General features: G+C 63.7%; 20 protein-coding genes. 8 read left to right on the plus strand and 12 right to left on the minus strand.

The features are described 5' to 3' along the window. Positions 1–11 precede the first annotated feature (11 nt). The 7 genes from RY1_RS28250 to infC all read right to left on the minus strand — a co-directional run bounded on the left by RY1_RS28250 (position 12) and on the right by infC (position 6576). A complete protein-coding gene (locus tag RY1_RS28250) occupies positions 12–518 on the minus strand; it encodes a hypothetical protein (RefSeq protein ID WP_072807370.1) in 507 nt (168 codons plus the stop codon). Positions 519–567: 49 nt separating this feature from the next. Continuing rightward, positions 568–3054, minus strand: coding sequence for a phenylalanine--tRNA ligase subunit beta (pheT, locus tag RY1_RS28255; protein ID WP_072807371.1), 2487 nt, complete (start codon positions 3052–3054; stop codon positions 568–570). A gap of 51 nt (positions 3055–3105) precedes the next feature. Beyond that, positions 3106–4176, minus strand: a complete 1071-nt coding sequence (gene pheS / locus RY1_RS28260; protein ID WP_072807372.1) for a phenylalanine--tRNA ligase subunit alpha — start codon at positions 4174–4176, stop codon at positions 3106–3108. 96 nt (positions 4177–4272) lie between these two features. After that, on the minus strand, positions 4273–5079 hold the full coding sequence (locus RY1_RS28265; protein WP_072807373.1) for a TrmH family RNA methyltransferase: 807 nt from the start codon (positions 5077–5079) through the stop codon (positions 4273–4275). A gap of 38 nt (positions 5080–5117) precedes the next feature. Then, the gene (gene rplT, locus RY1_RS28270; protein WP_072807374.1) at positions 5118–5507 is read right to left on the minus strand and encodes a 50S ribosomal protein L20; all 390 of its coding nucleotides are present in this window, start codon (positions 5505–5507) and stop codon (positions 5118–5120) included. Between the two features lie 87 nt (positions 5508–5594). After that, entirely contained in the window at positions 5595–5789 is a 195-nt protein-coding gene (gene rpmI / locus RY1_RS28275) for a 50S ribosomal protein L35 (RefSeq protein WP_008715923.1), read from the minus strand. Between the two features lie 103 nt (positions 5790–5892). Then, the gene (infC, locus tag RY1_RS28280; RefSeq protein WP_072807392.1) at positions 5893–6576 is read right to left on the minus strand and encodes a translation initiation factor IF-3; all 684 of its coding nucleotides are present in this window, start codon (positions 6574–6576) and stop codon (positions 5893–5895) included. Positions 6577–6968: 392 nt separating this feature from the next. Between infC and RY1_RS28285 the strand changes: the two genes are divergently transcribed. After that, a complete protein-coding gene (locus RY1_RS28285; RefSeq protein ID WP_072807375.1) occupies positions 6969–7331 on the plus strand; it encodes a DUF1844 domain-containing protein in 363 nt (120 codons plus the stop codon). Positions 7332–7645: 314 nt separating this feature from the next. Here the strand turns inward: RY1_RS28285 and uvrA are convergent, their stop codons facing one another. Further along, a complete protein-coding gene (gene uvrA, locus RY1_RS28290) occupies positions 7646–10570 on the minus strand; it encodes an excinuclease ABC subunit UvrA (protein ID WP_072807393.1) in 2925 nt (974 codons plus the stop codon). Between the two features lie 238 nt (positions 10571–10808). Between uvrA and RY1_RS28295 the strand changes: the two genes are divergently transcribed. The 3 genes from RY1_RS28295 to RY1_RS28305 all read left to right on the plus strand — a co-directional run bounded on the left by RY1_RS28295 (position 10809) and on the right by RY1_RS28305 (position 15394). Further along, the gene (locus RY1_RS28295) at positions 10809–11498 is read left to right on the plus strand and encodes an MBL fold metallo-hydrolase (protein WP_072807376.1); all 690 of its coding nucleotides are present in this window, start codon (positions 10809–10811) and stop codon (positions 11496–11498) included. Between the two features lie 152 nt (positions 11499–11650). Then, a complete protein-coding gene (locus tag RY1_RS28300) occupies positions 11651–12922 on the plus strand; it encodes a DoxX family protein (RefSeq protein ID WP_072807377.1) in 1272 nt (423 codons plus the stop codon). Between the two features lie 132 nt (positions 12923–13054). Further along, positions 13055–15394 (plus strand): HelD family protein, encoded by a 2340-nt coding sequence (locus RY1_RS28305; protein ID WP_503629809.1) that lies wholly within the window; start codon positions 13055–13057, stop codon positions 15392–15394. A gap of 69 nt (positions 15395–15463) precedes the next feature. On the opposite strand, the gene RY1_RS28310 is transcribed toward RY1_RS28305, so the two are convergent. After that, complete coding sequence (locus RY1_RS28310) at positions 15464–15916, minus strand: universal stress protein (protein WP_072807378.1); 453 nt, start codon at positions 15914–15916, stop codon at positions 15464–15466. 183 nt (positions 15917–16099) lie between these two features. On the opposite strand from RY1_RS28310, the gene RY1_RS28315 reads away from it, so the two are divergent. Together RY1_RS28315 and RY1_RS28320 are read left to right on the plus strand one after the other, a co-directional pair. Next, positions 16100–18976 carry an alpha/beta fold hydrolase gene (locus RY1_RS28315; RefSeq protein WP_072807379.1) on the plus strand — a complete coding sequence of 959 codons (2877 nt, stop codon included), beginning with the start codon at positions 16100–16102 and terminating at the stop codon, positions 18974–18976. After that, positions 18973–19830, plus strand: a complete 858-nt coding sequence (locus tag RY1_RS28320; RefSeq protein WP_072807380.1) for an ABC transporter permease — start codon at positions 18973–18975, stop codon at positions 19828–19830. The genes RY1_RS28315 and RY1_RS28320 overlap by 4 nt, the downstream gene beginning before the upstream one ends. 55 nt (positions 19831–19885) lie before the next feature. On the opposite strand, the gene RY1_RS28325 is transcribed toward RY1_RS28320, so the two are convergent. After that, positions 19886–20749, minus strand: coding sequence for an SCO6745 family protein (locus tag RY1_RS28325; protein ID WP_072807381.1), 864 nt, complete (start codon positions 20747–20749; stop codon positions 19886–19888). Between the two features lie 23 nt (positions 20750–20772). After that, complete coding sequence (uvrB, locus tag RY1_RS28330) at positions 20773–22935, minus strand: excinuclease ABC subunit UvrB (RefSeq protein ID WP_072807395.1); 2163 nt, start codon at positions 22933–22935, stop codon at positions 20773–20775. Between the two features lie 87 nt (positions 22936–23022). Here uvrB and RY1_RS28335 point away from each other — a divergent pair, with 87 nt between their 5' ends. Continuing rightward, positions 23023–23664, plus strand: a complete 642-nt coding sequence (locus tag RY1_RS28335; protein ID WP_084727948.1) for a ribonuclease FAU-1 family protein — start codon at positions 23023–23025, stop codon at positions 23662–23664. A gap of 8 nt (positions 23665–23672) precedes the next feature. On the opposite strand, the gene coaE is transcribed toward RY1_RS28335, so the two are convergent. Further along, positions 23673–24890 (minus strand): dephospho-CoA kinase, encoded by a 1218-nt coding sequence (coaE, locus tag RY1_RS28340; protein WP_072807397.1) that lies wholly within the window; start codon positions 24888–24890, stop codon positions 23673–23675. Positions 24891–25062: 172 nt separating this feature from the next. Here coaE and RY1_RS28345 point away from each other — a divergent pair, with 172 nt between their 5' ends. After that, entirely contained in the window at positions 25063–25230 is a 168-nt protein-coding gene (locus RY1_RS28345; RefSeq protein ID WP_371829515.1) for a hypothetical protein, read from the plus strand. Positions 25231–25307: the final 77 nt, after the last annotated feature.

Below are 25307 nucleotides of genomic sequence, written 5' to 3' on the forward strand. Positions count from 1 at the left end.
AGGTGAGCGGATCAACGATCCTTCATCGACCGCCTGATCTCGTCCAGCTTCTTGCGTCCCGCCTCTTCGCGTTCGTTCCACTGCTCATCGAGCGTACGGCCCGCCGGACTGCCGTGGTCCAGTTCCTCGCGGCCCAACGCTGTGGTGGTTCGGTTCTCGACTTTGTCTCGCACGTTGTCCCACGTCGGCACACCCTGATCGGTGAAGCCCGTACCTAGTCCCCCGCCGATGGACTGATCGATGACGCTGTCGCTCACCAATTCCGCGTCGATGATTCCAGTGCCGTACTGACCCGGCGGATCTCCGAGCGGCTGGTCTATGTGCGGACGCGTCGTTGCAGGAATATCGACATCGGGAATGTCGCCCGGCGGAACCGACGACGGATTCCGCTCTCCAGTCTCGAGATCCGCCAACAGCGCCGAGGCGGCGGCGTGTACCGGCGCGAGTGCCGGACGACCGGCCACCGCAGCCAGCACCTCGCGCACTACCGCGACATCGGTCCGATCATCCGTGGTCATACTTCCTCCCGAAATCTCGAAAGCTCGTACGACCCAGCCTACGGAATGGTCAGCTACGCAGTTCGGCTCCGACAGCGGCCTGCGCGGCCGCAACGGCGGCATCACGAGCCTCGGTTGCCTGGGCCTCGGTCAGCGTCCCCTCGGATCCGCGGAACACGAGTGCAAAAGCCAACGATTTGCGGTTCTCACCGACCTGCTCGCCTTCGAACACGTCGAACAAGCGGAGGCTCTCGAGCAGCTCTCCCGCGCCCTCCCGCAACGCAGCTTCGACGTCGGAGGCAGGCACCGACCGGTCGACCACAACGGCCACATCCTGCAGCACGGCCGGAAACGGCGACACGACCGGGGCCGGCAGCGATTCCGCGATCGGCAGGGCGTCGAGGTTCAGCTCCACCGCGCAGGTACGAGCCGGCAGGTCCGCTCGTTCCAACACAGCTGGATGCAGTTCACCCGCATGCCCGACGACAATGCCGTCGACGAGAAGCTCGGCGCAACGCCCCGGATGCCACGGCAGATACTGCGCTGCGCGGAACTCGATATCGACGCCCGCAGCTGCAGCGATGGTACGAGCGGCCGCAAAAGCGTCGGTGGCGTCCGCTGCGCGCCCTGCGCCCCAGGAGCCGGACGGCTCACGGTTGCCCGTCAACACCACACCCACGTACACCGGCTGGTCGGGCAACGACCCACGCAGTCGCTCGATCTCCTCTTCCGTCGGACGTGTGTGGACCGCGAGGGCATCGACGGCAACCGTGTGGTCGCCGGGGCGAACGACCTGAGCGATGCCGAACAGCGACAGATCTCGCTGACCGCGACTGACATTGCGCGCCAAGATCTCCAACAGGGCAGGAAGAACAGTCGTCGCCAGCTCCGGCCGGTCGGCTTCGAGGGGATTGAGCACCGATGTGGTGCGTCGTCGTGCGTCGTCGGCAGGAAGGCCCCACGTGTCGAACACACCGGTGGGCAGGAAGACCGTCGGGAGGACCTCGACGTATCCAGCGAAGGCGAGCGACTTCCCGACGGCCCGCTTCCGCTTCTGGGTCGCCGTCAACCCACGCCCGGCGGGTGCGGTCGGAAGTATCGACGGAATCGATTCCAGACCTTCCAGACGCAACACTTCTTCGACCAGATCCGCCGGTTGCTGCAAGTCTGGGCGCCAGGTCGGTGGGGTGACGATGAGCTCGCCGTGGCCGGTCGCGCTGACACCGACCTCGACGTCGCATCCGATCTGAGTCAAGCGGCGTGCCGCCACTCCGTTCGGGTAGGTCACGCCCGCGACGCGATCGGGGAGATCGAAGTCCATCCGGACCGCCGGAAAGGCCTGAGCCGACCCCTCGTCGGTCAGTAGCGGCTCTACCCGTCCGCCTGCGATCTCGACCAGCAACTGCGCCGCACGATCGAGGGCGGCCACGGGCAGCGCCGAGTCGACCGTGCGCTCGAAACGCTTGCTCGCCTCGCTGGAGAGCTTGTGCCTGCGCCCGGTGCGGAACACCGCGAGCGGGTCGAACGATGCTGCTTCGAGAATCACGTCCACCGTGCCGTCACCGACCTCGGTCGATGCGCCGCCCATGACGCCCGCGAGAGAGATGGCACCGGAGTCGTCGGCGATGACGACGTCCTCGGGATCCAGGCTCCGCTCGACGTCGTCGAGTGTGGTCAGCTTCTCCCCCTCGTGTGCGCGCCGCACGACGATGGTTCCGCTGAGTTTTGCCGCGTCGAACGCGTGCAAGGGCTGTCCCAGTTCATGCAGGACGTAGTTCGTCACGTCGACGGCGGCAGAGATCGGCCGGACTCCAGCCAGTAACAGGCGTCGCTGCATCCACCACGGCGTGACGGCTTTCGGATCGATACCGGAGACCTTGCGCAGCGCGAATCGCGTGGACTTCGACTCGGGATCGACGGTGACGGGCCACGCGTCGCCCTCGTTGTTCTGGACGGGCCCGGAGGCAGGGTCCGCGAACTCGAGATCGAAGCTGCTCGCCAGCTCACGGGCAAGACCTCGCACCGAGAACGCGTACCCGCGATCGGGCGTGACATTGAGTTCGATGACCGAATCATCGAGCCCGAGAACGATCTCGGCGTCGTCACCGGGAGCGGCGGTGCCCTCGGGGAGAACAAGGATGCCCGACTGATCGCGACCGAGGCCGAGTTCCTGCGTCGAGCAGATCATGCCGTTCGACGTCTTGCCGTACGTCGTGCGTGCAGCGATTGCGAACCCGCCGGGCAGAACGCTTCCGGGCAGGGCTGCGACGACGAGGTCTCCCTCTGCGAAGTTCCGAGCACCACAGACGATCTCCTGTGGCTCGTCGTTGCCGACATCGACGAGGCAGAATCGGATGGGCTTCTTGAACTCGGTCAGTTCGGTGATCGTCGTGACACGACCGACGACGAGCGGACCGGTCACGCCGTCGAGCGACTCCAGTTCCTCGACCTCGAACCCGACCCGCACGAACCCCTCGTCGAGCTCCTCGGGGGTCACGTGCCACTGCGGCGTTGCACGCTGCAGAATCTCGGTCAACCAGGATTGTGGAACTCGCACGATGTGTTCAGCTCTTTCTGCGTGTCGAAACTCGGCCAACGAAGATGAAAGTCAGACGCCTACGCCGAAGGGCAGCGTGAAGCGAATGTCACCCTCGACGATGTCGCGCATGTCCGGAATGTCGTTGCGGAACTGAAGCGTTCGCTCCAAGCCCATACCGAACGCGAAGCCCGAGTAGACTTCGGGGTCGATTCCGCTGGCCTGCAACACCTTCGGATTGACCATGCCGCAGCCACCCCACTCGACCCAACCTGCTCCACCCTTCTTCTTGGGGAACCAGACGTCGACCTCCGCCGAGGGCTCGGTGAACGGGAAGTAGTTCGGGCGCATCCGTGTCCGCGTCTCCGCGCCGAACAGGGCGCGCGCGAACGCGTCGAGCGTGCCGCGAAGATTGGCCATCGTCAGACCCTTGTCGATCGCCAGACCTTCTACCTGATGGAACACAGGCGTGTGCGTCGAATCCAGCTCGTCCGTCCGGAACGTGCGGCCGGGGCACACGATGTAAATCGGTACCTCTCTGGACAACATCGAACGAACCTGAACCGGCGAGGTGTGCGTGCGCAGCACCTGACGTGAACCCTCCGGCGCAATGTGAAACGTGTCCTGCATTGTCCGTGCCGGGTGATCCGGAAGGAAGTTGAGTGCGTCGAAGTTGAAGTGCTCCGTCTCGACCTCGGGGCCTTCCTCGACCTCCCACCCCATACCCACGAAAACATCGGCGACCTGGTCGGCGATGATCGTGATCGGATGGCGCGCACCGACGGGACGACGGTTCGACGGCAATGTCACATCGATCGTCTCGGCGACGAGGATCGCGGTGTCGCGCTCGGCCAGCAGCACCTCTCGTCGTGCGTCGAAAGCCTTCTGGACCCGGTCACGGGCGATCTTGACGCGTTTGCCTGCGTCGGCCTTCTGATCGCCGGGGATCGATCCGAGAGCGCGCTGCGCCAGCGCCAGTGGCGCCTTGTTCCCGATGTGCTCGATCTTCACCTTGGTCAGATCGTCCAGATCATGCGCCTCCGCGAAAGCCTTTTCCGCACCCTCGGCGGCAGCGTCGAGCGCAGCGAACTCCAGCACGCTCGGATCGACCGGCTGGGGGGTGTCGGCTTCTTTCTTCGCCACGAGAGGTGCAACTCCTTGATGGTCGTCGATATCGGTTGACAGCAGCAGTTCGACCCGCGAGTCGAGATCACAGGCAATTCTAGGGGACCGCCCAAGTCAATTTCGGCGAGACCTGCGCTGAACGCGTGCGCTGGTGTACAGACAGATCGCAGCCGCGGTAGCCAGGTTCAAGCTTTCCGCTCTGCCGTGAATCGGGATTCGTAAACGGTGATCGGCGCCGGCGACGACGTCCGGGGACAACCCGTGCGCCTCGTTCCCGAACAACCACGCGGTCGGCCCCGCAAGGATGTCGTCGGCGTCGTCGAGATCGATCTCGCCGTCGGCTGCAGTGGCCAGGATCGACAGACCGTGCCCACGCAGAGCTTCGACGCCCGCCGACACCGAGCGCTCGCGCGCGATCGGCAGATGGAACAAACTGCCCGCCGAAGCCCGGACGCATTTTCCGTTGTGCGGATCGACTGCGTCGCCGAGTAGAACGACCGAATCTGCTCCGACGGCATCGGCGACGCGGATGATCGTGCCCGCATTACCTGGTTCGGAGACTTCCACCGGAACCGCAACCAGCTGCGGAGCCGTACCGAGTGCCGTATCGACATCGACGTCGATGGTTCGGCACACCGCCACGATGCCCGGCGGCGTGACCGTGTCCGACAGGCCCTTCGCCGCTCGTTCGGTGATGGCGTGCGTTCGGACGCCCGACGTTCGCGCCAGATCGAGGACGACACCATTACGGTCGATCGAGTCCGCGCGGAAGAACAGCTCTTCGACGACGCCACTGTGCAACGCCTCGGCGACCGAGTTGGATCCCTCGGCGAGAAAGCGACCCGTTTTGCGTCGTTCCGCGGCGCGCAGGAGCTTCACAGCCGAAACGACCCGTGGAGTCCGCTCGGTGAGCGTGTCCACGGGCCGTTTCGGATCGAGATCGTCGTGCGTCAGCTTGCTCAGGCTGCTTCTCCGGCAGGGGCATTGACATCGGCAGGCAGTGCGGCCTTGGCGATGGCAACCAGTCCGGTGAACGCAGCAGCGTCCGAGACAGCGAGCTCGGCGAGGATCTTCCGGTCGACCTCGACGCCAGCAGCCTTCAGACCCTGGACGAAGCGGTTGTAGGTGATGTCGTTGGCGCGAGCCGCAGCGTTGATACGCGTGATCCACAGCTTGCGGAAGTCACCCTTGCGCGCCTTGCGGTCACGGTAGGCGTAGGTGAGCGAGTGGAGCTGCTGCTCCTTGGCCTTGGTGTACAGACGTGAGCGCTGTCCGCGGTAGCCCTTGGACGCTTCGAGAATCGAACGGCGCTTCTTCTGGGCGTTGACCGCCCTTTTTACGCGTGCCACTGGTAAATCCTGTCGATCTGGGGGCTTCTACGAACCCCGAATGGTAATGGGAGACGCCGACCAATTTCGTCGGCTGCGAAGTCCAGATCAGATGCCGAGCAGGCGCTTGATCCGCGGTACGTCGGCCTTCTTGACAACTGCGACGCCGTCGAGACGACGGGTCACCTTGGTGGGCTTGTGCTCCAGCAGGTGGCGACGGCCGGCCTTCTGACGCAGGATCTTGCCGCTGCCGGACACCTTGAATCGCTTCTTGGCGCCACTGTGGGTCTTCTGCTTGGGCATGGAGTCCTCAGTTCTGTAGTGCTCTTCGGTCTTGCTCGGCACAACCCTGCCAGCAATGCCGACAGGGTTGTCTTACGGGTCTGACGTGATCTGGTGGTCTCGTCTAGCTTGCAGGCGGCGTAGCAGCGGCTTCGCCGGCTGCAGGCTCGGCAGGAGCAGCAACCGGTGCACGCTGAGCGGGCGGGGCCGCTGCGCTTTCCTGCGCCTTGACGCGTGTCTTGGCACCCTTGTGCGGTGCCAGCACCATCGTCATGTTGCGGCCGTCCTGCTTCGCGGAGGTCTCGACGAAGCCGAGGTCGGCGACATCTGCACCCAAACGCTGCAGCAAACGGAAACCGAGTTCGGGACGAGACTGCTCGCGTCCACGGAACATGATCGTGACCTTGACCTTCGACCCGGCTTCGAGGAAGCGGATGACGTTGCGCTTCTTGGTCTCGTAGTCGTGTGCGTCGATCTTCGGTCGGAGCTTCTGCTCCTTGATGACGGTGAGAGTTTGGTTCTTGCGCGATTCGCGCGCCTTCTGCGCTGCCTCGTACTTGAACTTCCCGTAGTCCATGATCTTGCAGACCGGCGGACGTGCGTCGGGAGCCACTTCTACGAGATCGAGATCGGCTTCGAGAGCCAAGCGGAGTGCATCTTCAACACGCACGATGCCCACCTGTTCACCGCCCGGTCCAACTAGACGAACCTCGGGAACACGGATGCGATCGTTGATGCGAGTCTCAGTGCTGATGGGGCCTCCTAGGTAGTGCGGTGTGTGGTCGAGCCGACCGCCTGCCTCTGGCACAGCCCGCCTGCCCGGGTCCTTCGACACTGTCGCCGCGAGGACACTGTCCTCTACAACGAAAAAACCCTGCTCCAGCATTCCGCTGGTGCAGGGCCCGATGTCGACCGATCGATCCGTACCACCGATATGGCGTCGGATCTTCTCTTGCGAGAAAGCTCGCTGGACCCGCACCATGAGGGCTGCAGGACCTTCGAGCGACCGGACCGGAAGCAGCTGTAACGCTGCGTACCGGTGGGAGTCGGGCTCCACTTGCTGCCTCCGTACGGCGTCCAATCTTTTACGACTGGACACGTCGAAGACGGTCGTTGCAGAACTCTACCAGCCGATGTCCGTTCAACACGAATCGGCACTGGCACAGACGCCCGCAGAGCGCACGTGCAATCCTCGTAAGCATGACGAGCACCCCCGAACCCGGTACCGACGGCGCCAGCGCCGACGTTCGTGAACTCGCCGACGTTCCGGCTGTCGAAGTGATCAGCCGGGCCGCGGTGATGCTCATGAGCTCGGCTGCCGAGAAACTCGGACTGTCCGAGGCCGACCCTGCCGAAAGCCCGTACCTCGATCTCGACGAGGCCCGACGTGTCATCACAGCACTCGCTGGACTCGTCACCGCATCCGTCGAGTACCTCGGCCCGCACGCGGGACCGATTCGCGAGGGGCTGCAGGCGTTGCAGAAGGCGTTCCGTGAGACCTCCGCCCACCCCGACGAGCCGGGTAAGGGGCCGGGCGAGAAGTACACTGGCCCCGTCTACTGATCTCTCTGATCCTTCTGGTCCCGCGCCGCCTCACCCCCCGCTGCCTCACCCCCACTGCCTCACCCCCCTTTACGCAAACGCACGTGCGTTTGCGTAAGTAGAGCGGAAAGCCGCAGGACACCCCGCACTCCCCCGCAAACGCACGTGCATTTGCGTAGAGGGAGTGGGAAACCGCAGGACAACGAACACTCCCCCGCAAACGCACGTGCGTTTGCGTAAAGGGAGTGGAAACCCGCAGGACAACGAACGCTCCCACGCAAATGCTTGTGCGTTTGCGTGGGAGCGGCCTTGTGGATCAGATGCCCGTGGGCACGCTACACGGTGGCGGCTTTGCGCGGCCGACGCTTCTTGGCGGGCGCCTTCACCGGTTCGGAAACCGGTTCGCGGGTGAGCGCCTCCTGCAGGAACTTGCCCGTGTAACTCTCGGGCACCGCAGCGACGTCCTCCGGATTGCCTTGCGCGACAACCATTCCGCCGCCGGAACCACCTTCGGGTCCCATGTCGATGATCCAGTCCGACACTTTGATGACATCGAGATTGTGCTCGATGACAATCACGGTGTTGCCTTTGTCGACCAACCCGTTGACCACTCCGAGAAGCTTGCGAATGTCCTCGAAATGCAGACCCGTGGTCGGCTCGTCGAGCACGTAGACGGTTCGACCGGTCGACCGCTTCTGCAGCTCGGCGGCAAGCTTGACGCGCTGCGCTTCACCACCGGACAACGTTGTCGCGGGCTGCCCCAGACGTACATATCCGAGGCCGACTTCGACGAGAGTCTTGAGGTAGCGGTGAATCGACGTGATGGCCTCGAAGAAATCCGATGCCTCCTCGATCGGCATATCGAGAACCTCGGCGATGGTCTTGCCCTTGTAATGGACCTCGAGCGTCTCGCGGTTGTATCGCGCACCGTCGCAGACTTCGCACGGGACGTAGACGTCGGGCAGGAAGTTCATTTCGATCTTCAGGGTGCCGTCACCGGAGCATGCCTCGCACCGGCCGCCCTTGACGTTGAACGAGAAGCGTCCCGGCTGGTAGCCGCGTACCTTGGCCTCCGTCGTAGCCGCGAACAGCGTACGGATCTTGTCGAACACACCCGTGTACGTCGCCGCGTTGGAGCGCGGGGTCCGGCCGATCGGTGACTGATCAACCCGCACGAGCTTGTCGAGCTGGTCGAGCCCGTTGATGCGCGTGTGCCGTCCAGGCACCTGCCGTGCGCCGTTGAGCTTGTTCGCCATGACCGTGGCCAGAATGTCGTTGACCAACGTCGACTTGCCCGAGCCCGACACTCCGGTGACCGAGGTCAGCACACCGAGCGGGAAGCTCACGTCGATGCCGCGCAAGTTGTGTTCCCTGGCGCCGACGACAGTGACCTGACGCTTCTTGTCCACGACTCGGCGGAGATCCGGTAGTGGGATCTGCATGCGTCCGGACAGGTACGCACCGGTGAGCGACTCTTCGTTGGTAAGCAGATCCTCGTACGAACCGCTGTGTACGACGCGACCGCCGTGCTCACCCGCCAGCGGACCGATGTCGACGACCCAGTCGGACGTGCGGATCGTGTCCTCGTCGTGTTCGACCACGATGAGCGTGTTGCCGAGGTCGCGGAGCCTGGTCAAGGTGTCGATGAGCCGGCGATTGTCGCGTTGATGCAGACCGATCGACGGCTCGTCCAGGACGTACAGCACGCCGACGAGTCCCGACCCGATCTGAGTGGCCAACCGGATGCGCTGTGCCTCGCCTCCGGACAACGAACCGGCCGCGCGCGACAGCGACAGGTATTCCAGACCGACATCGAGCAGGAATCCCAGCCGAGCCTGGACCTCCCGCAGGACCTGACCGGCAATTGCCTCTTCCTTGGTGCCCAGGGTCAGGCTGTTCAAGAAGTCGGCGGTGTCCGAGATGGACAGCCTGCAGACGTCGGCGATCGACTTGGCGCCGAAGTCACCCGCCTCGATCGTGACCGACAGAATCTCGGGGCGTAGACGATCGCCGGCGCACGCGGGACACGGGACGTCACGCATGTAGCCGTCGTACCGTTCCTTCATCTGCTCCGATTCGGTCTGCTCGAGCCTGCGGTGCAGGAACGGCATGACGCCTTCGAATTCGGCGTAGTACGAGCGTGTTCGGCCGTATCGGTTCTTGTACTTCACGTGAACCTGATGCTCACTGCCTTCGAGGACAGCGCGTTTGACCTTGGCAGGCAACTTGCTCCACGGAGCGTCCAGATCGAATCCCATGGCGTCGGACAGGCCGGACAGAAGCCGACCGAAGTACTCCGACGTCTGCCCCATCGACCACGGCGCAATCGCTCCGTCGGCCAGGGAGAGATCGGGATCGGGAACGACGAGGTCGGGGTCGACCTCCTTGCGAACACCGAGCCCGAGGCATTCGGTGCAGGCGCCGTACGGAGAGTTGAAGGAGAACGAGCGAGGCTCGAGATCATCGATCGACAGTGGATGCGCGTTGGGGCACGCCAGCTTCTCGGAGAATCTCCGCTCACGATCGGCTGCGTCCTCCTCGCGGTCGACGAAGTCGAGGACAACAATGCCGTCGGCCAACCGCAGAGCGGTCTCGACGGAATCGGTGAGGCGCTGTTTCGAACTCGCCTTGACGGTGAGTCGATCCACCACGACCTCGATGTCGTGCTTCTCCTGCTTCTTCAACTTCGGCGGATCGCTGAGCTGATGAACGACGCCGTCGACTCTGATGCGCGAGTAGCCCTGCGTGTTGAGCGACTCGAACAGGTCGACGAACTCACCCTTGCGGGTACGGACGACCGGAGCCAGCACCTGGAACTTGGTGCCCTCTTCCATCGCGAGAACTTGGTCGACGATCTGCTGCGGGGTCTGCTTGGCAATCTTCTCACCACACACCGGGCAGTGCGCGGTGCCTGCGCGGGCGAACAGGAGGCGCAGATAGTCGTAGACCTCGGTGATCGTCCCGACTGTCGACCTGGGATTGCGATTGGTCGACTTCTGGTCGATGGAGACCGCGGGCGACAGACCCTCGATGAAATCGACATCCGGCTTGTCCATCTGCCCGAGGAATTGGCGCGCGTACGCGGACAGAGACTCCACATAGCGACGCTGCCCCTCGGCGAAGATCGTGTCGAATGCGAGCGACGACTTACCCGATCCCGATAGTCCCGTGAAGACGACAAGGCTGTTACGCGGCAGGTCGATGTCGACCCCCCGCAGATTGTGTTCACGCGCACCCCGTACTACCAGGCGATCCGCCACTGTGTTCCCTTCTTTGTCGAACGAGCAGGCCAACAGGACCAATACCGTGTACCGGGCCGATCGAACCGAAACGAGCCGATCGAACCGAAGTCCGACGAGCGCCAGCGCGAGGTCGAACCTCACGCAGTAGCAATGCTAGGCCGACCCACCGACACGTTCTGTCGGGCGAGAGCCGCACCTAGGCATTCCGCAGAACCCGGGCAGGCTTTCCGCACGCATCGACGGTAGCGTCCTGGAAATGGACGAGCACCTCATGGTCATCGACGACCAGTACACCGGCGCAGTGTCGCAGGGATCCGCCCCGCATCGACGCACCATCTCGGGCGGCACGATCACGAAGATTTCCGTCGGCCCGATGGACAACAACGCCTACCTCATCGTTTGTTCCGCGACCGGCCAGGCGCTGCTCATCGACGCTGCCAACGAAGCACCTCGGCTGTCGCAGCTCATCGACGAGAACGCTCCGACTCTCGCGCTGATCGTAACGACCCACCAGCACGGTGATCACTGGCAGGCGTTGGAGGACATCGCGGCCGGAACCGCGTGCCCGACTGCCGCGCACAGCCTCGACGCCGAACCTCTTCCCGTCACCCCGGATCGTCTTCTCGACGACGAAGAGAAGCTCGACGTGGGTGAACTCACGTTCGAAATCATTCATCTTCGCGGCCACACTCCGGGGTCGATCGCTCTCGCGCTCACCGACAAGGAGACCGGAGTCACACACCTTTTCACGGGCGACTCGCTCTTCCCCGGTGGCGTCGGCAAGACATCGGGCCCCGAGGACTTCACCCAGCTGCTCGACGACGTCAGTACCAAGTTGTTCGATCGATACGGCGATACCACCGTCGTGTATCCGGGCCACGGCAAAGACACGACACTCGGCGCCGAGCGTCCTCACCTCGGGCAATGGCGCGAACGCGGGTGGTGACCTCGCACGGGAAGTGAACCGGAACGGCGTGGGCTTGAAACCCGAGTGCCCTGGGTATGGCTACGGTGGAACGACGCGTGTGGCTCGGAAGATCGAACGAGCAACGCGCGTCAACATCGACGTTCATTCACGAACTACGCAGGAGGCTGTCAATGCTGGTCCGCCGTATCGCCCGTCCGCTGATGTCGACCATCTTCATCGCCGGAGGCATCGACGCGCTCCGGAATCCCGCAGGTAAGGCGAAGGCGGCCGCGCCGCTCATCGAACAAGGACAGGGCGCGCTTCCCGACAGTGTCACATCCAATGTCCCGAGCGACCCCGAAACGCTCGTGCGCATCAACGGTGCAATTCAGGTGGGCGGCGGTCTGCTGCTTGCCACAGGCAAAGCTCCTCGCATCGCATCCTTGGCGCTCGCGGGAAGCCTGGTCCCGACGACTCTTGCCGGTCACGCCTTCTGGAACGAGACCGATCCAGCAGCCAAGGCCGCCCAGCGCACCCAGTTCTTCAAGAACGTCAGTCTGCTCGGTGGACTTCTGATCGCCGCCGTCGACACCGAGGGCAAGCCGTCGCTCGCGTGGCGTGGTCGCCGTGCGGCCCGGAAGGCGTCGAAGTCCGTCTCGTCTGCGCTTCCGGGTTCGCACGACACTGCTGATCGCCTCGGCATCGCGTCGGATCGTGTGAAGGAACTCGCCACGGTCGCCGCTTCTCGCAGCGCCGATCTCGCGGATGCCGCACAGCCCGTCGTTTCCCGCTGGGCGGACGTCGCGGCCGAGAAGAGTTCCGACTTCGCCGACGCAGCGCAGCCGGTGGTGTCCCATTGGGCAGAGGTCGCATCCGAAAAGAGTTCGGACTTCGCGGACGCCGCGCAGCCGGTCCTCTCGCGGTGGGCCCACAAGGCCGCCGATCGTGGTTCGGACATCGCAGAGGTCGCTCAGAAGCGCGGATCCAAACTCGCCGACAAAGCAGCCGACCGCAGCTCCGAACTCGCCGAACTCGCACAGAAGCGCGGATCCAAACTCGCCGACAAAGCAGCCGACCGCAGCTCCGAACTCGCCGAACTCGCACAGAAGCGCGGATCCAAACTCGCCGACAAAGCAGCCGACCGCAGCTCCGAACTCGCCGAACTCGCACAGAAGCGCGGATCCAAACTCGCCGACAAAGCAGCCGATCGCAGTGCCGAACTGCTCGAACTGGCTCAGGACCGGGGCGGGAAATGGGCCGAGCTCGCGCAGGACCGCGGTTCCAAGTGGGTAGAACTAGCTGCCGACCGGACGGAAGGGCTGAGCAAGCGCGCCCGTAAGCGGGCCGAGAAGCAGAGTCGTGAATTCGACAAGGCAACCGAGAAGGCACGCGCGAAGTTGGAAAAGAAGGTCGAGAAGGCCCGCAAGGACCTCGACAAGCGCGTCGACAAGTACACCAAGTAAGTCCCAAACACTCAGCTCGATCGGATGGGCCCTGCCCTGAACTGCGGTTCTGCGGCGGGGCCCTTTCTCGTCGTAGACTGCTTGGGCGAATTTCGCGCCATCTTTTCTCTGCCGAACTCCCGAGGAGACCCTTTGCCGGACGACGGCCACATTTACCCCGATACGGTCGCGGACGACCTCACGACCGCGACCGAAGAGCCGCAGTCCGACAAGGACCGCGAACAGGCGTACGTCACCATGCTCTACGACCAACTGGACGCGCTGCGCAAGTACGCGCAGAGCCGTCTCAGCACTGTGCTTCTCGAAACCGGTGGCACTCCGCAGGCGCGGAGCGAGCGGGAATCGTTCAGCCAGCTGTACACGGACGACATCGCGAAGTACGACGCCGCCGAGAACGGTCTGTGCTTCGGCAGAATCGACCTGCAGCCATCGTCCGACGAGAATCCCGTCCGCTACATCGGCCGAGTGGGAATCCTCGACGAGGTCAACGACTACGAGACCCTGCTGCTGGACTGGCGAGCTCCGATGGCGCGGCCGTTCTACCTGGCGACCCCTGCTGCTCCCGAGGATGTTCTTCGGCGCAGGCACATTCGGAGCCGGAGCAGGCACGTGACGTCGATCGCCGACGAATATCTCGATCTGACTGCGGCTCGTACCGTCGGTCTCGATTCGACCGCAACAGGTGTCGCAGGTGAGAGTGCGCTCCTGTCTGCCCTCGACGCGGCACGCACCGGGCACATGAACGACATCGTGGAGACGATTCAAAGCGAGCAGGACGCGATCATCCGTTCTCAGCATCGGAGCGTGCTCGTGGTTCAGGGTGGGCCGGGAACAGGCAAGACAGCGGTTGCCCTGCACCGCGCTGCCTACCTGCTGTACACGTATCGCCAGCAGCTCGCCAAGAGCGGTGTGCTCATCATCGGCCCGAACGCGACGTTCCTCGACTACATCGGCCAGGTGCTTCCGTCGCTGGGCGAAACGGGAGTCCTGTTGTCCACCATCGGCAATTTGTACCCGGGAGTGCGCGCGACGCTGGGAGATTCGGTCACGGCCGCGCAGGTCAAGGGTTCGACATCGATGGTCGCGGTCCTCGCCAAGGCAGTCCGCGATCGACAGGAAGTTCCGACCGAACCCAGGCGGCTTCGATTCGACACCTACGACATCGTGCTCGACAAGAAGATCGTCACCAGGGCGCGTGGACGCGCACGCTCGTCGCGTCGTCCACACAACCTCGCTCGCCCTCTGTTCGTCTCCTCGGTCATCGACGGCCTTGCGCAGCAACTGGCTGCGAGGCTCGGCGAGAACGTCGTCGACGGAGGAAGCCTCCTCAGCCGCGACGACATCGCCGACATGCGCGACGAGATGCGCGAGGACGCGGACGTGATGGCTGCCATCGACGAGTTGTGGCCGGATCTGTCTCCGCAGCAGGTCCTGCTGGAGCTCTTCGCCTCCGAGGATCGGATCGCATCCGCGGCACCCGACCTGAGCGCGGCGGAGAGGCACTCGCTGCTGCGCACCGGTCGACGGTTCAGCACCGGCGACGCTCCCCTGCTCGACGAACTCGCCGAGCTTCTCGGCATCGACGACGCGGCCGAGCGGGAACGGGAGAATCGTCAGTGGCGCAGCCAGATCGCCGATGCGCAGGGAGCGCTAGATATCTTGACGGGTTCGGCACCGCAAGATCTGGAGGACGAACTCGATCCTGAAATCCTGATGGCCTACGACTTGATCGATGCCAGTCAGCTTGCCCGCCGCCAGGATTCGGGCGCCCGGTTGACCACGGCGGAGCGTGCGGCAGGTGATCGCACCTGGACGTACGGCCACGTGATCGTCGACGAAGCGCAGGAACTCTCCGACATGGCGTGGCGAATGGTGATGCGGCGGATCCCGAACCGCTGGATGACGCTGGTCGGCGACGTCGCACAGACGGGTGACCCCGCAGGAACCACCTCGTGGAGCGAGGTTCTGGAACCATATGTCGCACAACGATGGAAGCGAACGGAGTTGACGGTCAACTACCGCACTCCGTCGGAGATCATGGCGGTCGCCCGCGAGGTACTGGCTTCGATCGATCCGGTGCAATCGGTGCCCCGGTCCGTGCGTGACTCGGGTCATGCCCCCTGGGCGCAGCTGGCCGACGTCGCCGAACTGGCCGACGTGGTCGCGCAGCGGGTCGCCGAACACCCGAGACCCGGCCTGAGCGCGATACTCGCTCCCGTCGGCCTCGTCGCGGAACTGGCTCATCTGCGGTCGGAGTTCGTGACCGTATCGACGGTCAAGGATGCCAAGGGCCTCGAGTTCGATTCGGTTCTCATCATCGAGCCGGCTGCCATCGTCGCCGAGTCACCTCGGGGACTCGGCGATCTCTATGTCGCACTCACCCGCGCGACTCAGCGACTGGGTGTCGTACACACGACGCCACTGCCGGACGAACTGGCAGGGTTGAGCAGCCTTCACACCCCTGTGTCCTGACACCACTGGCACGGCCGGATCCTCTCGGGGATCGGGCCGTGCCAGTGATGTCTCTTCAGCGATCTGTTGTTACCGCACGGTGTGAACGATGAGAACGTCGCAGGTCGACTTCCTCGCCGCGTCCGACGGCACCGATCCGAGGAGACGGCCGGTCAGTGAGTTGAGTCCACGGTTTCCGACGACCAGGAGGTCTGCCGAGACGTCGTCGACCAGCTGCAGCAGCGACTCGACCGGAGCTCCGACGATCGCGCGCTCGTCGATGGTCTTGGCGCCTGCCTTCGTTGCGTGCTCGCGCGCAGTCCGAAGAATGTCGTGGGTGGGAGCAGACCCGGTTATCTGGTAGGCGTCCTCACGCAACGCGTCGGCTGCCTGGGCCGTCTCCTTCGGATCCGCCGGGTAGTACGCGCACGCGATGACGAGCTTGGCGTCTGCGTCACCGGCCAGAGCAGCGGCCTTCTCTACAGCCCGCAAAGACGATTCGGAGCCATCGGTTCCGACGACGACGGTGCGGTAGGCACTCATTCATTCCTCCAGTTGTAGGTTTCGTCACACGATTCGTGACGCGTTCTTCCGCTGTCTTGTATTCCGTCACAGGGCACGTTTGCCCTGCCCCGAAACCGTGTCGATGACACTATCGGTATCCGTCGGTCGCGAGGCGAAGTTCGCCGACAACACGAACTCGCGGTCTCACATAGATTGGTGTGCATGCACATCCCCCGACCGCGGCGGGCCACGAAGACTGCCTCACTTGCGGTCCTGTCGATTGCGATCGTCGCAGTCGTCTCCGTGTTCCTCGTCGTTCGCCCCCTCAGCGAAGAAACCGACCCCAGCACTCTCGATACCACGGTCACCGTACCGGAGAGTCCGGGCTCCGCCCTGTCCGTGAACCTCGACACGCGCCTCTACATCCCGGCGACGACACCGGCACCCGCCGTACTGCTCGCACACGGGTTCGGAGGTGACAAGTTCTCGGTGGAGGCCCAGGCTCGATCGCTCGCACAGGACGGATTCACGGTCCTCACCTACAGTGCCCGCGGATTCGGTGCGAGCACCGGGACTATCTCGCTCAACGATCCCGATCGAGAAGTGGCTGACGGGCGTGCGCTGGTCGACTGGCTTGCAGACCGCTCCGAGGTCCAACTCGACGGTCCGGGCGACCCCAGGATCGGAGTTGCAGGCGGCTCGTACGGCGGCGCGCTGGCACTCAGTCTCGCGGGCATCGATCCGCGGATCGATGCCGTGGCGTCGGCGATCACCTGGAACGATCTGGGACAAGCACTGTTTCCCAACTTCGGCGTCACCTCGGACGACCAACGAGCGCGGCTCGATTCTCTCGGCACGCCAGCCGCAACGGTGTACGGCGGACCGGGAGTGCTCAAGCGAGGCTGGGCCGGAGTCTTCTTCGGTGCAGGCAGCGCACCCAGCGAATCTGCAGGTGACGCCCCGCCGGAACCAGCCGGGGCGGCACCGGGCTGCGGCAGATTCGCGCTCGAATTCTGTGCGGCGTATGGGCAGTCTGCCGTGACAGGACAACCATCCCCTGAACTGCTGTCGCTGCTGACCGCGCACTCACCCGCCGCGGTCGCGTCGAACATCACCGCGCCGACGCTGCTCGTACAAGGCATGCAGGACACACTGTTCGGGCTCGACCAGGCCGATACCACCGCCCGGCAGATCTCCGAGGCGGGTGGTGACGTCACGGTCCGATGGTTCGGCGGTGGGCATGACGCCGGCGGAACCAATGGCAGCGCCGAGAACGCGATGGAGGACTTTCTCGATGCGCACCTGCGCGGCGACGCCGCATCCGGTACCAGCGCTGCACAGCCTTTCGTGTATGCATTGCAGGGCTCGGCAGCAGAACAGGAACGGACCCGCAACCGCCGTATGACGGCAGCCGAGTACCCCGGCCTGTCACCGGACCAATCGTCGACGAACGACGTGCCCGTGGCACTCGCCTCGACGGGCTCGTCCGATCAACAGACCGTCCTTCGTCCACCCGGTGCGTCTCCGTCGGCGATCTCGTCGGTGCCCGGGCTCGGTTCGGTTCTCTCCACGCTGGCGGCTACGACGGCGGGCGCGCAGCTCTCGGCCGACATTCCAGGTCAAGCAGCCACGTTCTCCAGCGAACCTCTGTCGTCTCCCTTGTCGATCACCGGCTCACCGCGTGTGAACCTTCGAATCGGAGCCTTCGCGGGATCACAGGAAGCGGTGTTGTTCGTCAAGCTCTACGACGTGTCCGCCGATGGGCGCAGAACCCTCCCGGGGGGTGCGGTCTCGCCTGTGCGGCTTCCGGATTCGGCCAACGACGGTCCGATTCCCGTCACGGTGACGCTGCCCGGTGTCAGCTACGTCGTACCGGAAGGACACCACGTCGAGATCTCCGTCTCGACTACCGATCAGGCCTATGCGGTTCCGCTCGAACCTGCGCAATTCGTTGTTGCACTGGATGATTCGACCCTGTCGGCTCCCTCGGTCGACGGCGTGTCCAGCGGCACGAGCACGGTTCCGGTGGCACCGATCGTCGGGATCGGCTTGATCGCGGCAGCGGTCGCCGCGTTGATAGCGGTGAACGTGATCAGGTCGCGTCGACGGCTCGTCGCCGAGGTGGACGAGACACTCGTCGATACTCCCCTCGTCATCACCGACCTGGCCAAGACATACTCCAACGGGTTCAAAGCGGTCGATGGGGTCAGCTTCGAAGTACAGCAGGGTCAAGTACTCGGTCTGCTCGGACCGAACGGGGCGGGCAAGACGACGACGCTTCGCATGCTCATGGGCTTGATCACTCCGACCAGCGGTGACATTCGAGTTTTCGGCCACAAGGTATCCCCAGGCGCTCCCGTGCTGTCCAGACTCGGATCCTTCGTCGAGGGGTCGGGATTCCTTCCCCATCTGACCGGAACCGAGAATCTGCGGCTGTATTGGCAGGCAACGGGCCGACCGATCGAAGATGCGCATCTAGAAGAAGCACTCGACATCGCGGACCTGGGTGCCGCGATCGAACGAAAGGTCAAGTCCTACAGCCAAGGAATGCGTCAACGGTTGGCGATCGCGCAAGCCATGCTCGGTCTTCCGGATCTGATGGTTCTGGACGAACCGACCAACGGACTCGATCCACCACAGATCAGAACCATGCGCGACGTCCTGATCAACTATGCGAAGTCGGGACGCACCGTGCTTGTGTCGAGTCACTTGCTGGCGGAGGTCGAACAGACCTGCACCCATGTCGTGGTCATGAATCGCGGGTCGGTGATCAGCTCCGGCACCGTGAAAGAGCTGACCGCGTCGGGCGGGTTGACCGAGATCCGGGTCAGCGATGCCGAACGCGCGTCGTCGGTACTCGGCGAGCTCGGTTGCACGCCTGCCGTCATCGACGAGTCGACATTGCGCGCCGATCTCGGCACCATCGATCCCGCTGCCGTCATCCGTGCGTTGTTCGACGCAGGGCTGGAGGTTCGGGGGCTGTCACGGTCGACTCGACTCGAGGATGTGTTCCTCGATCTCGTGCACAACGACGCACTACAAACCACACCTGCGGTCATCGAATCCGAAGAGATGGTCTCGACGAAGGGCGACCGATGAGCACGACGCATACAGACGGGAGAGCCCCCGGGTACCACGCAGGAAGAACTCTCCCGTTCCGTACCGAGCTTCGCCGTCAGTTCGGCCGTCGGAGAACTCAACTGGCCGTCGGACTTCTCGCCTTGCTCCCGGTGATCCTTGCCATCGCATTCGCGGTGGGAAGCTCATCGGCAGACAACGACACCGGCGGCTTGATCGAACTGGGCACCCGCGGCGGCGTGAACTTCACCGTGTTCGCGCTCTTCATGTCGGTCGGTTTTCTGCTGATCGTGGTGGTAGCACTGTTCTTCGGTGACTCGGTGGCCAGCGAGGCATCGTGGTCCTCGTTGAGATATCTGTTGGCCATACCAGTGCCGAGAACGCGGCTGCTGATGCAGAAGGCCCTCGTATCCGCCACTCTCTCGCTCGTGGCAATTCTGGTGCTCGTGGTGGTATCGCTGGCATTGGGCACGGTTCTGTACGGAGCCGAGCCTCTCGTCACCCCGTTTGGCGACGGGCTGTCCTATGCCGACGCGCTCGGCCGACTCGTCATCGCGGTGCTCTACATCGCTGTGAATCTGCTGTGGGTCGCCGGGTTGGCGATGTTGTTGTCGGTACTCACCGACGCGCCGCTCGGCGCTGTCGGTGGCGCCGTCATGACGTCGATTCTGACCCAGATTCTGGATCAGATCACCGCGCTGGGATCCCTCCGCAATTACCTACCCGGCCACTACGCGAACACCTGGATCGACGCTCTGTCGCCGACGATCGAGTGGAACGACATGATCGTCGGATCCTTTTCTGCGCTGGCCTACGCCACAGTCTTCGGTGTCGTGGCGTGGCGTCGGTTCGCAACGAAGGACATCACCAGCTGAAGGGTCGAACGGTGTGCGGAAATCCCGTCGCTGGGGGGATATTCACCCACCGCTTCTACTTCTGGACCGCTGGTCCGAACACTCCCGACGGAAACACACCTTGGTCGACGACGCTGTCGCGCCAGGGCGATCCCAATTCGACCAGACGGGCGGCGCCTTCCTCCCCGAGGGCAGCCCACGGCGCGAGCGCCAAATCGTTGGTTATGTCCTCGACGAGCTCACGAAGATCGCTCCCGTGTTCGGTGAGGTCACCGTTCACATCGAGCACGTCGCGGTCTCGAAGCGCGTCAACGCCGTCCTTCCATTGCTCCTCCGACCATCCTCTTCGCTTCCGCGCGAATTCCTTCTCGAATCCTCGCCCTGTCGCGGTATGGGTGATCAAGGCTTGGATACCGCTCAATTCGGCCGTCTGCAGCGCCGCGATGTGGCCGTCACCGCGGTGCTCGCGCAGAAGCGTCAAGGCGTGCCAGAACCGCAGGTGCGGGGTCTCCGGCCAATCGAGTTCGGCGTACGCGGAATACAGCGGCCGTCCGTCGTCACCGGGAATGTGAGACGCGGCAATCGAGGCCAGCTCGGCTGCCTCGGCCATGTCCGGTGAGGTGAGGACTTCTTCGCCCAGTAGATGCTCGTACGCCTCGCCGACGGTTCGGTAGCGGATGTCGAGGATCTGCGCCGGTGAGACGATGGACCACGCTGCAGGAACGAAAGGCTCGATGGCTTCTCGGTTGAAGTTGTAGAACGTGGCCGCAACCACGCCTGCGCCCACAGGCCCCAGCGGCGCCGCACGGCCGGCGAAGTAGCAGGCACGACCGCTGAGCCCCGCTTCCTCCAGGGCGGTTTGGGTCTCCGGAACGAAGTAGGTCAACGAATGCAGAAGTTCGAGTGCGCGAGCACTCCGGCCGGCGGTGGAAGCGTCCATGCCGCAACCGTATCGAAACTCCCCTACTCGAGCCCGGCCGCATCCATGCCGCGCAGTTCCTTCTTGAGGTCCTGGATCTCGTCACGCAGACGTCCTGCCAACTCGAACTGCAGTTCTCGTGCCGCGTTCATCATCTGGTCGGTCAGGTTCTTCACGAGATCGGCGAGCTCCGCGCGAGGCATCGACTTGACGTTCTGCCCCTCGTAGACACCGGAGCTGACCGCACGCCCTTTCTCCCCTTGCGCACGACGCCCACGGCTGGCATTGCGACCGGAGCCACCGATCTCCACGGACTCGTCGGTGTCATCGGCTTCCTCGTACACCTGGTCGAGAATGTCGGCGATCTTCTTTCGCAGAGGCTGCGGATCGACGCCCTTCTCCTTGTTGTAGGCAACTTGCTTCTCACGACGACGCTCGGTTTCCTCGATGGCGTACTTCATGGAATCGGTCATCTTGTCGGCGTACATGTGCACTTCACCGGACACGTTTCGAGCGGCGCGACCGATCGTCTGGATAAGACTGGTTCCGCTTCGGAGGAAGCCTTCCTTGTCCGCATCGAGGATTGCCACGAGGGACACCTCAGGAAGGTCGAGGCCCTCCCTGAGGAGGTTGATTCCGACAAGCACGTCGTATTCGCCCAGGCGTAGCTGACGGAGCAACTCGACGCGGCGGAGTGTGTCGATGTCGGAGTGCAGGTAGCGGACACGGATTCCGAGCTCGAGCAGATAGTCGGTGAGATCCTCGGACATCTTCTTCGTCAGCGTGGTGACAAGAATGCGTTCATCCTTCTCGGTCCGCACCCGAATTTCGTGTACCAGGTCGTCGATCTGACCCTTCGTCGGCTTGACCACGACGTGAGGGTCGACCAAGCCGGTGGGGCGGATGACCTGCTCGACGAACTCCCCACCGGTCTGGCCGAGCTCGTACTTGCCCGGCGTCGCCGACAGATAGACCGTCTGACCGATGCGCTGGGTGAACTCCTCCCAGGTGAGCGGCCGGTTGTCGGTCGCCGACGGCAACCGGAATCCGAACTCCACCAGATTCCGCTTGCGTGACATGTCGCCCTCGTACATTGCACCGATCTGCGGCACGGTCACGTGCGACTCGTCGATGACGAGAAGGAAATCTTCGGGGAAGTAGTCGATCAATGTCGCTGGTGCGGTTCCCGGTCCGCGACCGTCGATGTGACGCGAATAATTCTCGATACCCGAGCAGAATCCGACCTGCTTGATCATCTCGAGGTCGTACTGCGTACGCATACGCAACCGCTGAGCTTCCAGTAGCTTGCCCTTGTTCTCGAGCTCGGCGAGACGGTCCTCCAACTCGGCCTCGATGTTCTTGACCGCCGCTTCCATACGCTCCGGCCCTGCCACGTAATGCGTAGCCGGGAATATGCGCACCGAATCCACCTTGCGGACCGTGTCACCGGTCAACGGGTGTAGGTAATAGAGCGCCTCGATCTCGTCGCCGAAGAACTCGATCCGGACCGCGAGCTCCTCGTACGAGGGAATGATCTCCACCGTATCGCCCCGGACACGGAACGAACCCCTGGTGAATGCCATGTCGTTGCGGGTGTACTGCACATCGACGAGCAGACGCAGCAACGCGTCGCGCGGCACCTCGACACCGACCTCGAGCTGAACGGAACGGTCGACGTACGACTGCGGAGTACCCAAACCGTAAATGCACGACACCGAGGCCACCACCACTACATCCCGACGGGACAGCAAATTTGCCGTGGCAGAGTGCCGCAACCGCTCGACATCGTCATTGATCGACGAGTCCTTCTCGATGTAGGTGTCCGTCTGCGCGATGTACGCCTCGGGCTGGTAGTAGTCGTAGTACGAAACGAAGTACTCCACCGAGTTGTTCGGCAACATATCCCGCAGCTCGTTGGCCAGCTGCGCGGCGAGGGTCTTGTTCGGAGCCATGACCAGCGTCGGCCGCTGCAACTTCTCGATCAGCCACGCCGTCGTCGCGGACTTACCAGTACCCGTGGCACCGAGCAGCACCACGTCCTTCTCGTCCGCCCTGATACGCCGCTCCAGCTCAGCGATGGCTGCAGGCTGATCGCCTGCAGGCTTGTGTTCGCTGACGACCTCGAACGCGGCGCCAGTCCGCTCGATCTCGCCGACAGGGCGGTGTTCGGAATGAGCCACCACGGGATGTTCGGATGCAAACGCCATGATCTCAGCGTAGACGTGACCACCGACAGGTTCGATCCCTGCGAGACCGGACCGCAACCGACGGCCGACCCGGTAGCTTGATCACCCATGAACGACAGCGCGACTCCCCACCATTCCGCAGGCTCCACTCCCGCTACTTCAGGTCATTCCGCAGGCTCCACTCCCGCTACTTCAGGTCATTCCGCAGGCTCCACTCCCGCTACGTCAGAGTCACACATCCACGCGCCCAAGGTCGAGTACTTCGACGTGCCAGGTCTCACCAACACGGACCCGAAGGGCTTCGTGCGGCCAGTGGATGAATACCGCGTCGAGGAGTGGGGCCTGTACATGGCCCGACCTTCGGACCATCCCCAATTCGACTATCTGCAATCGTGGCTGCTGCCAAGCCTCGGCCTTCGCGCGTCCATCTTCCACTTCGTTCCCGGATCCGTGCGTGACCAGAACTACTACATCGACGTCGGGGAATTCGCGGCAGGCACCGATGTGTGGACGTCCGTGGACCATTACCTCGACATCGTCGTCAGGACAGGGCGGGGGTTCGACTTCCTCGACGCGGACGAACTCCTCGACGCCCGCGCCGAGGGTTACCTCGACACCCCTACAGCGGAGTCCGCCATGAACCGATCCGTACACGCGATCGCGGGCCTGGCCTCACACGACTACGACCTCGACGCCTGGCTCGGCTCTCTCGGAATGCCGACCACCTGGCGCCCCAAAGTCGAACGCTGAACCATGCGTCAGGCCGACCACCCCGTCTTCTCCGCCCATTCCCAGGCACGGTGGTATGCGCCGTCGAACCACGGCGTTTTGACGTTGATGTACGCCTCGATCGCATCTCGGTACTCGGTCACACCCACCGCAGCCGCAGCAGCCGATTCCTTGACGACGAGATAGTCGGCGGCCGCCTCGGCATCGGCGCGTAACCAGTCACGGAAAACCAGCGCGAACTGCTGACCGGGCCAACCGTCGACTCGTATGTGCACGTTCACCGGACGCCCGGGATCGGCTCCCCCGTGTATCCGCTTGCCCCACACCGCAGGATCTGCTTCACCACCGATTCCGTATGCAGGCTTCGGGTCGTCGGACGTGATGTGCTCGATTCGCGGAAATCCTTTTTCTCTCAACGACTCTGCCAATGAGTCCGCTACGTCGAGACTCCCCACGGTGATCTGGATGTCGATCACGTCCTTGGCAGCGAGGCCCGGTACTGCCGTCGAACCGATGTGATCAATTCTCGCTGCGGCACTTCCGCACACCAACGCCAGCCTGGCGATCAACCTCTCGGCCTGTGCGGGCCACGTCGGGTCCGCCGGCACGAGCGTCGGGGCTGTTCTGACGACGACGCCGTTCCTGATGTTCCTCTCGAACGGCACGAGCCGTTCCGACCACAGGGCGCGCACGACATCGTCGATATCGCCTGGGGCTCCGCTGTTGTCGATCCAGATGTCTGCTGCTGCGCGGCGCGCGTCGTCCGATGCCTGCGCCGCGATTCGGGCCCGCGCGTCGTGCTCAGGCATCTTTCGCTGTCCGACGAGCCGCTCCACCCGCTCTTCCGCGTCGGCGAACACGACGGCGACGAGGTGGAACAACGCTCCCGAGTTGCCCTCGACCAACAACGGGATGTCCTGAACGACTACCGCGTCGGCAGGCGCACCGTCCAGCAACTCCACGGTCCGCGCCCCGACGAGGGGATGCACGATCGAATTGAGCGTCGCCCGTGCATCGTCACTGCCGAATGCCTTGGCTGCCAATGCAGGACGGTCCAAGCTGCCGTCCGGAGACAGAATGTCCTTACCGAACGCTGCGACCAGTTGCTCGAGTCCAGTCGTTCCTGGTTCCACCACCTCGCGTGCGATCGCATCCGCGTCGATCAGGACGCCTCCCGATCCGGACAGGATCTTCGACACTGTGGACTTACCCGCTCCGATGCCTCCAGTGAGGCCGAGTCTCAACATGACGACCAGTCTGTCATCGAACACGCCGAAGCACACCAGCCCCAAATGCATCAGGTTCACCGGTTCGTCCGTTATCTTCGTCGTGCGAGATAAGTATTTTGCCGACCCACTTCCAGCGAAAAGGAAAAAGATGCGAAGCAATCAGATCCAACCGGGTCGGCACCGTCTCGGCATGGAATCGGGAGTTCATGTCATTCTCATCCCCGAGGTTGCCCTGGCGTTGGCCGACCATCGGCGCAATTGGTTCACCACTCTGCTCAGCCCGGCTCGTCACAGCTTCGCTTCCATGCGCAAGCGGACGTCGACCGTGGCGCAGTGGAGCCCCGCCGTCGCAGGTTGAGCCAACCCGCCGAAACGACTATGGACCCGAATCCTTACGGATCGGGTCCATTTTTGTGTGCTTGGGGCGTCTGACCG

The sequence above is a fragment of the Rhodococcus yunnanensis NBRC 103083 genome, from assembly GCF_001895005.1.
Taxonomy (GTDB): Bacteria; Actinomycetota; Actinomycetes; order Mycobacteriales; family Mycobacteriaceae; genus Rhodococcoides; species Rhodococcoides yunnanense.

Bases quoted from the DNA above. Each gene is read 5' to 3' on its own strand.
- RY1_RS28250 (WP_072807370.1), bottom strand. From the start codon at position 518: ATGACCACGGATGATCGGACCGATGTCGCGGTAGTGCGCGAGGTGCTG.
- rpmI (WP_008715923.1), bottom strand. From the start codon at position 5,789: ATGCCCAAGCAGAAGACCCACAGTGGCGCCAAGAAGCGATTCAAGGTG.
- RY1_RS28285 (WP_072807375.1), top strand. From the start codon at position 6,969: ATGACGAGCACCCCCGAACCCGGTACCGACGGCGCCAGCGCCGACGTT.
- RY1_RS28295 (WP_072807376.1), top strand. From the start codon at position 10,809: ATGGACGAGCACCTCATGGTCATCGACGACCAGTACACCGGCGCAGTG.
- RY1_RS28300 (WP_072807377.1), top strand. From the start codon at position 11,651: ATGCTGGTCCGCCGTATCGCCCGTCCGCTGATGTCGACCATCTTCATC.
- RY1_RS28310 (WP_072807378.1), bottom strand. From the start codon at position 15,916: ATGAGTGCCTACCGCACCGTCGTCGTCGGAACCGATGGCTCCGAATCG.
- RY1_RS28315 (WP_072807379.1), top strand. From the start codon at position 16,100: ATGCACATCCCCCGACCGCGGCGGGCCACGAAGACTGCCTCACTTGCG.
- RY1_RS28320 (WP_072807380.1), top strand. From the start codon at position 18,973: ATGAGCACGACGCATACAGACGGGAGAGCCCCCGGGTACCACGCAGGA.
- RY1_RS28325 (WP_072807381.1), bottom strand. From the start codon at position 20,749: ATGGACGCTTCCACCGCCGGCCGGAGTGCTCGCGCACTCGAACTTCTG.
- uvrB (WP_072807395.1), bottom strand. From the start codon at position 22,935: ATGGCGTTTGCATCCGAACATCCCGTGGTGGCTCATTCCGAACACCGC.
- RY1_RS28335 (WP_084727948.1), top strand. From the start codon at position 23,023: ATGAACGACAGCGCGACTCCCCACCATTCCGCAGGCTCCACTCCCGCT.
- coaE (WP_072807397.1), bottom strand. From the start codon at position 24,890: ATGTTGAGACTCGGCCTCACTGGAGGCATCGGAGCGGGTAAGTCCACA.
- RY1_RS28345 (WP_371829515.1), top strand. From the start codon at position 25,063: ATGGAATCGGGAGTTCATGTCATTCTCATCCCCGAGGTTGCCCTGGCG.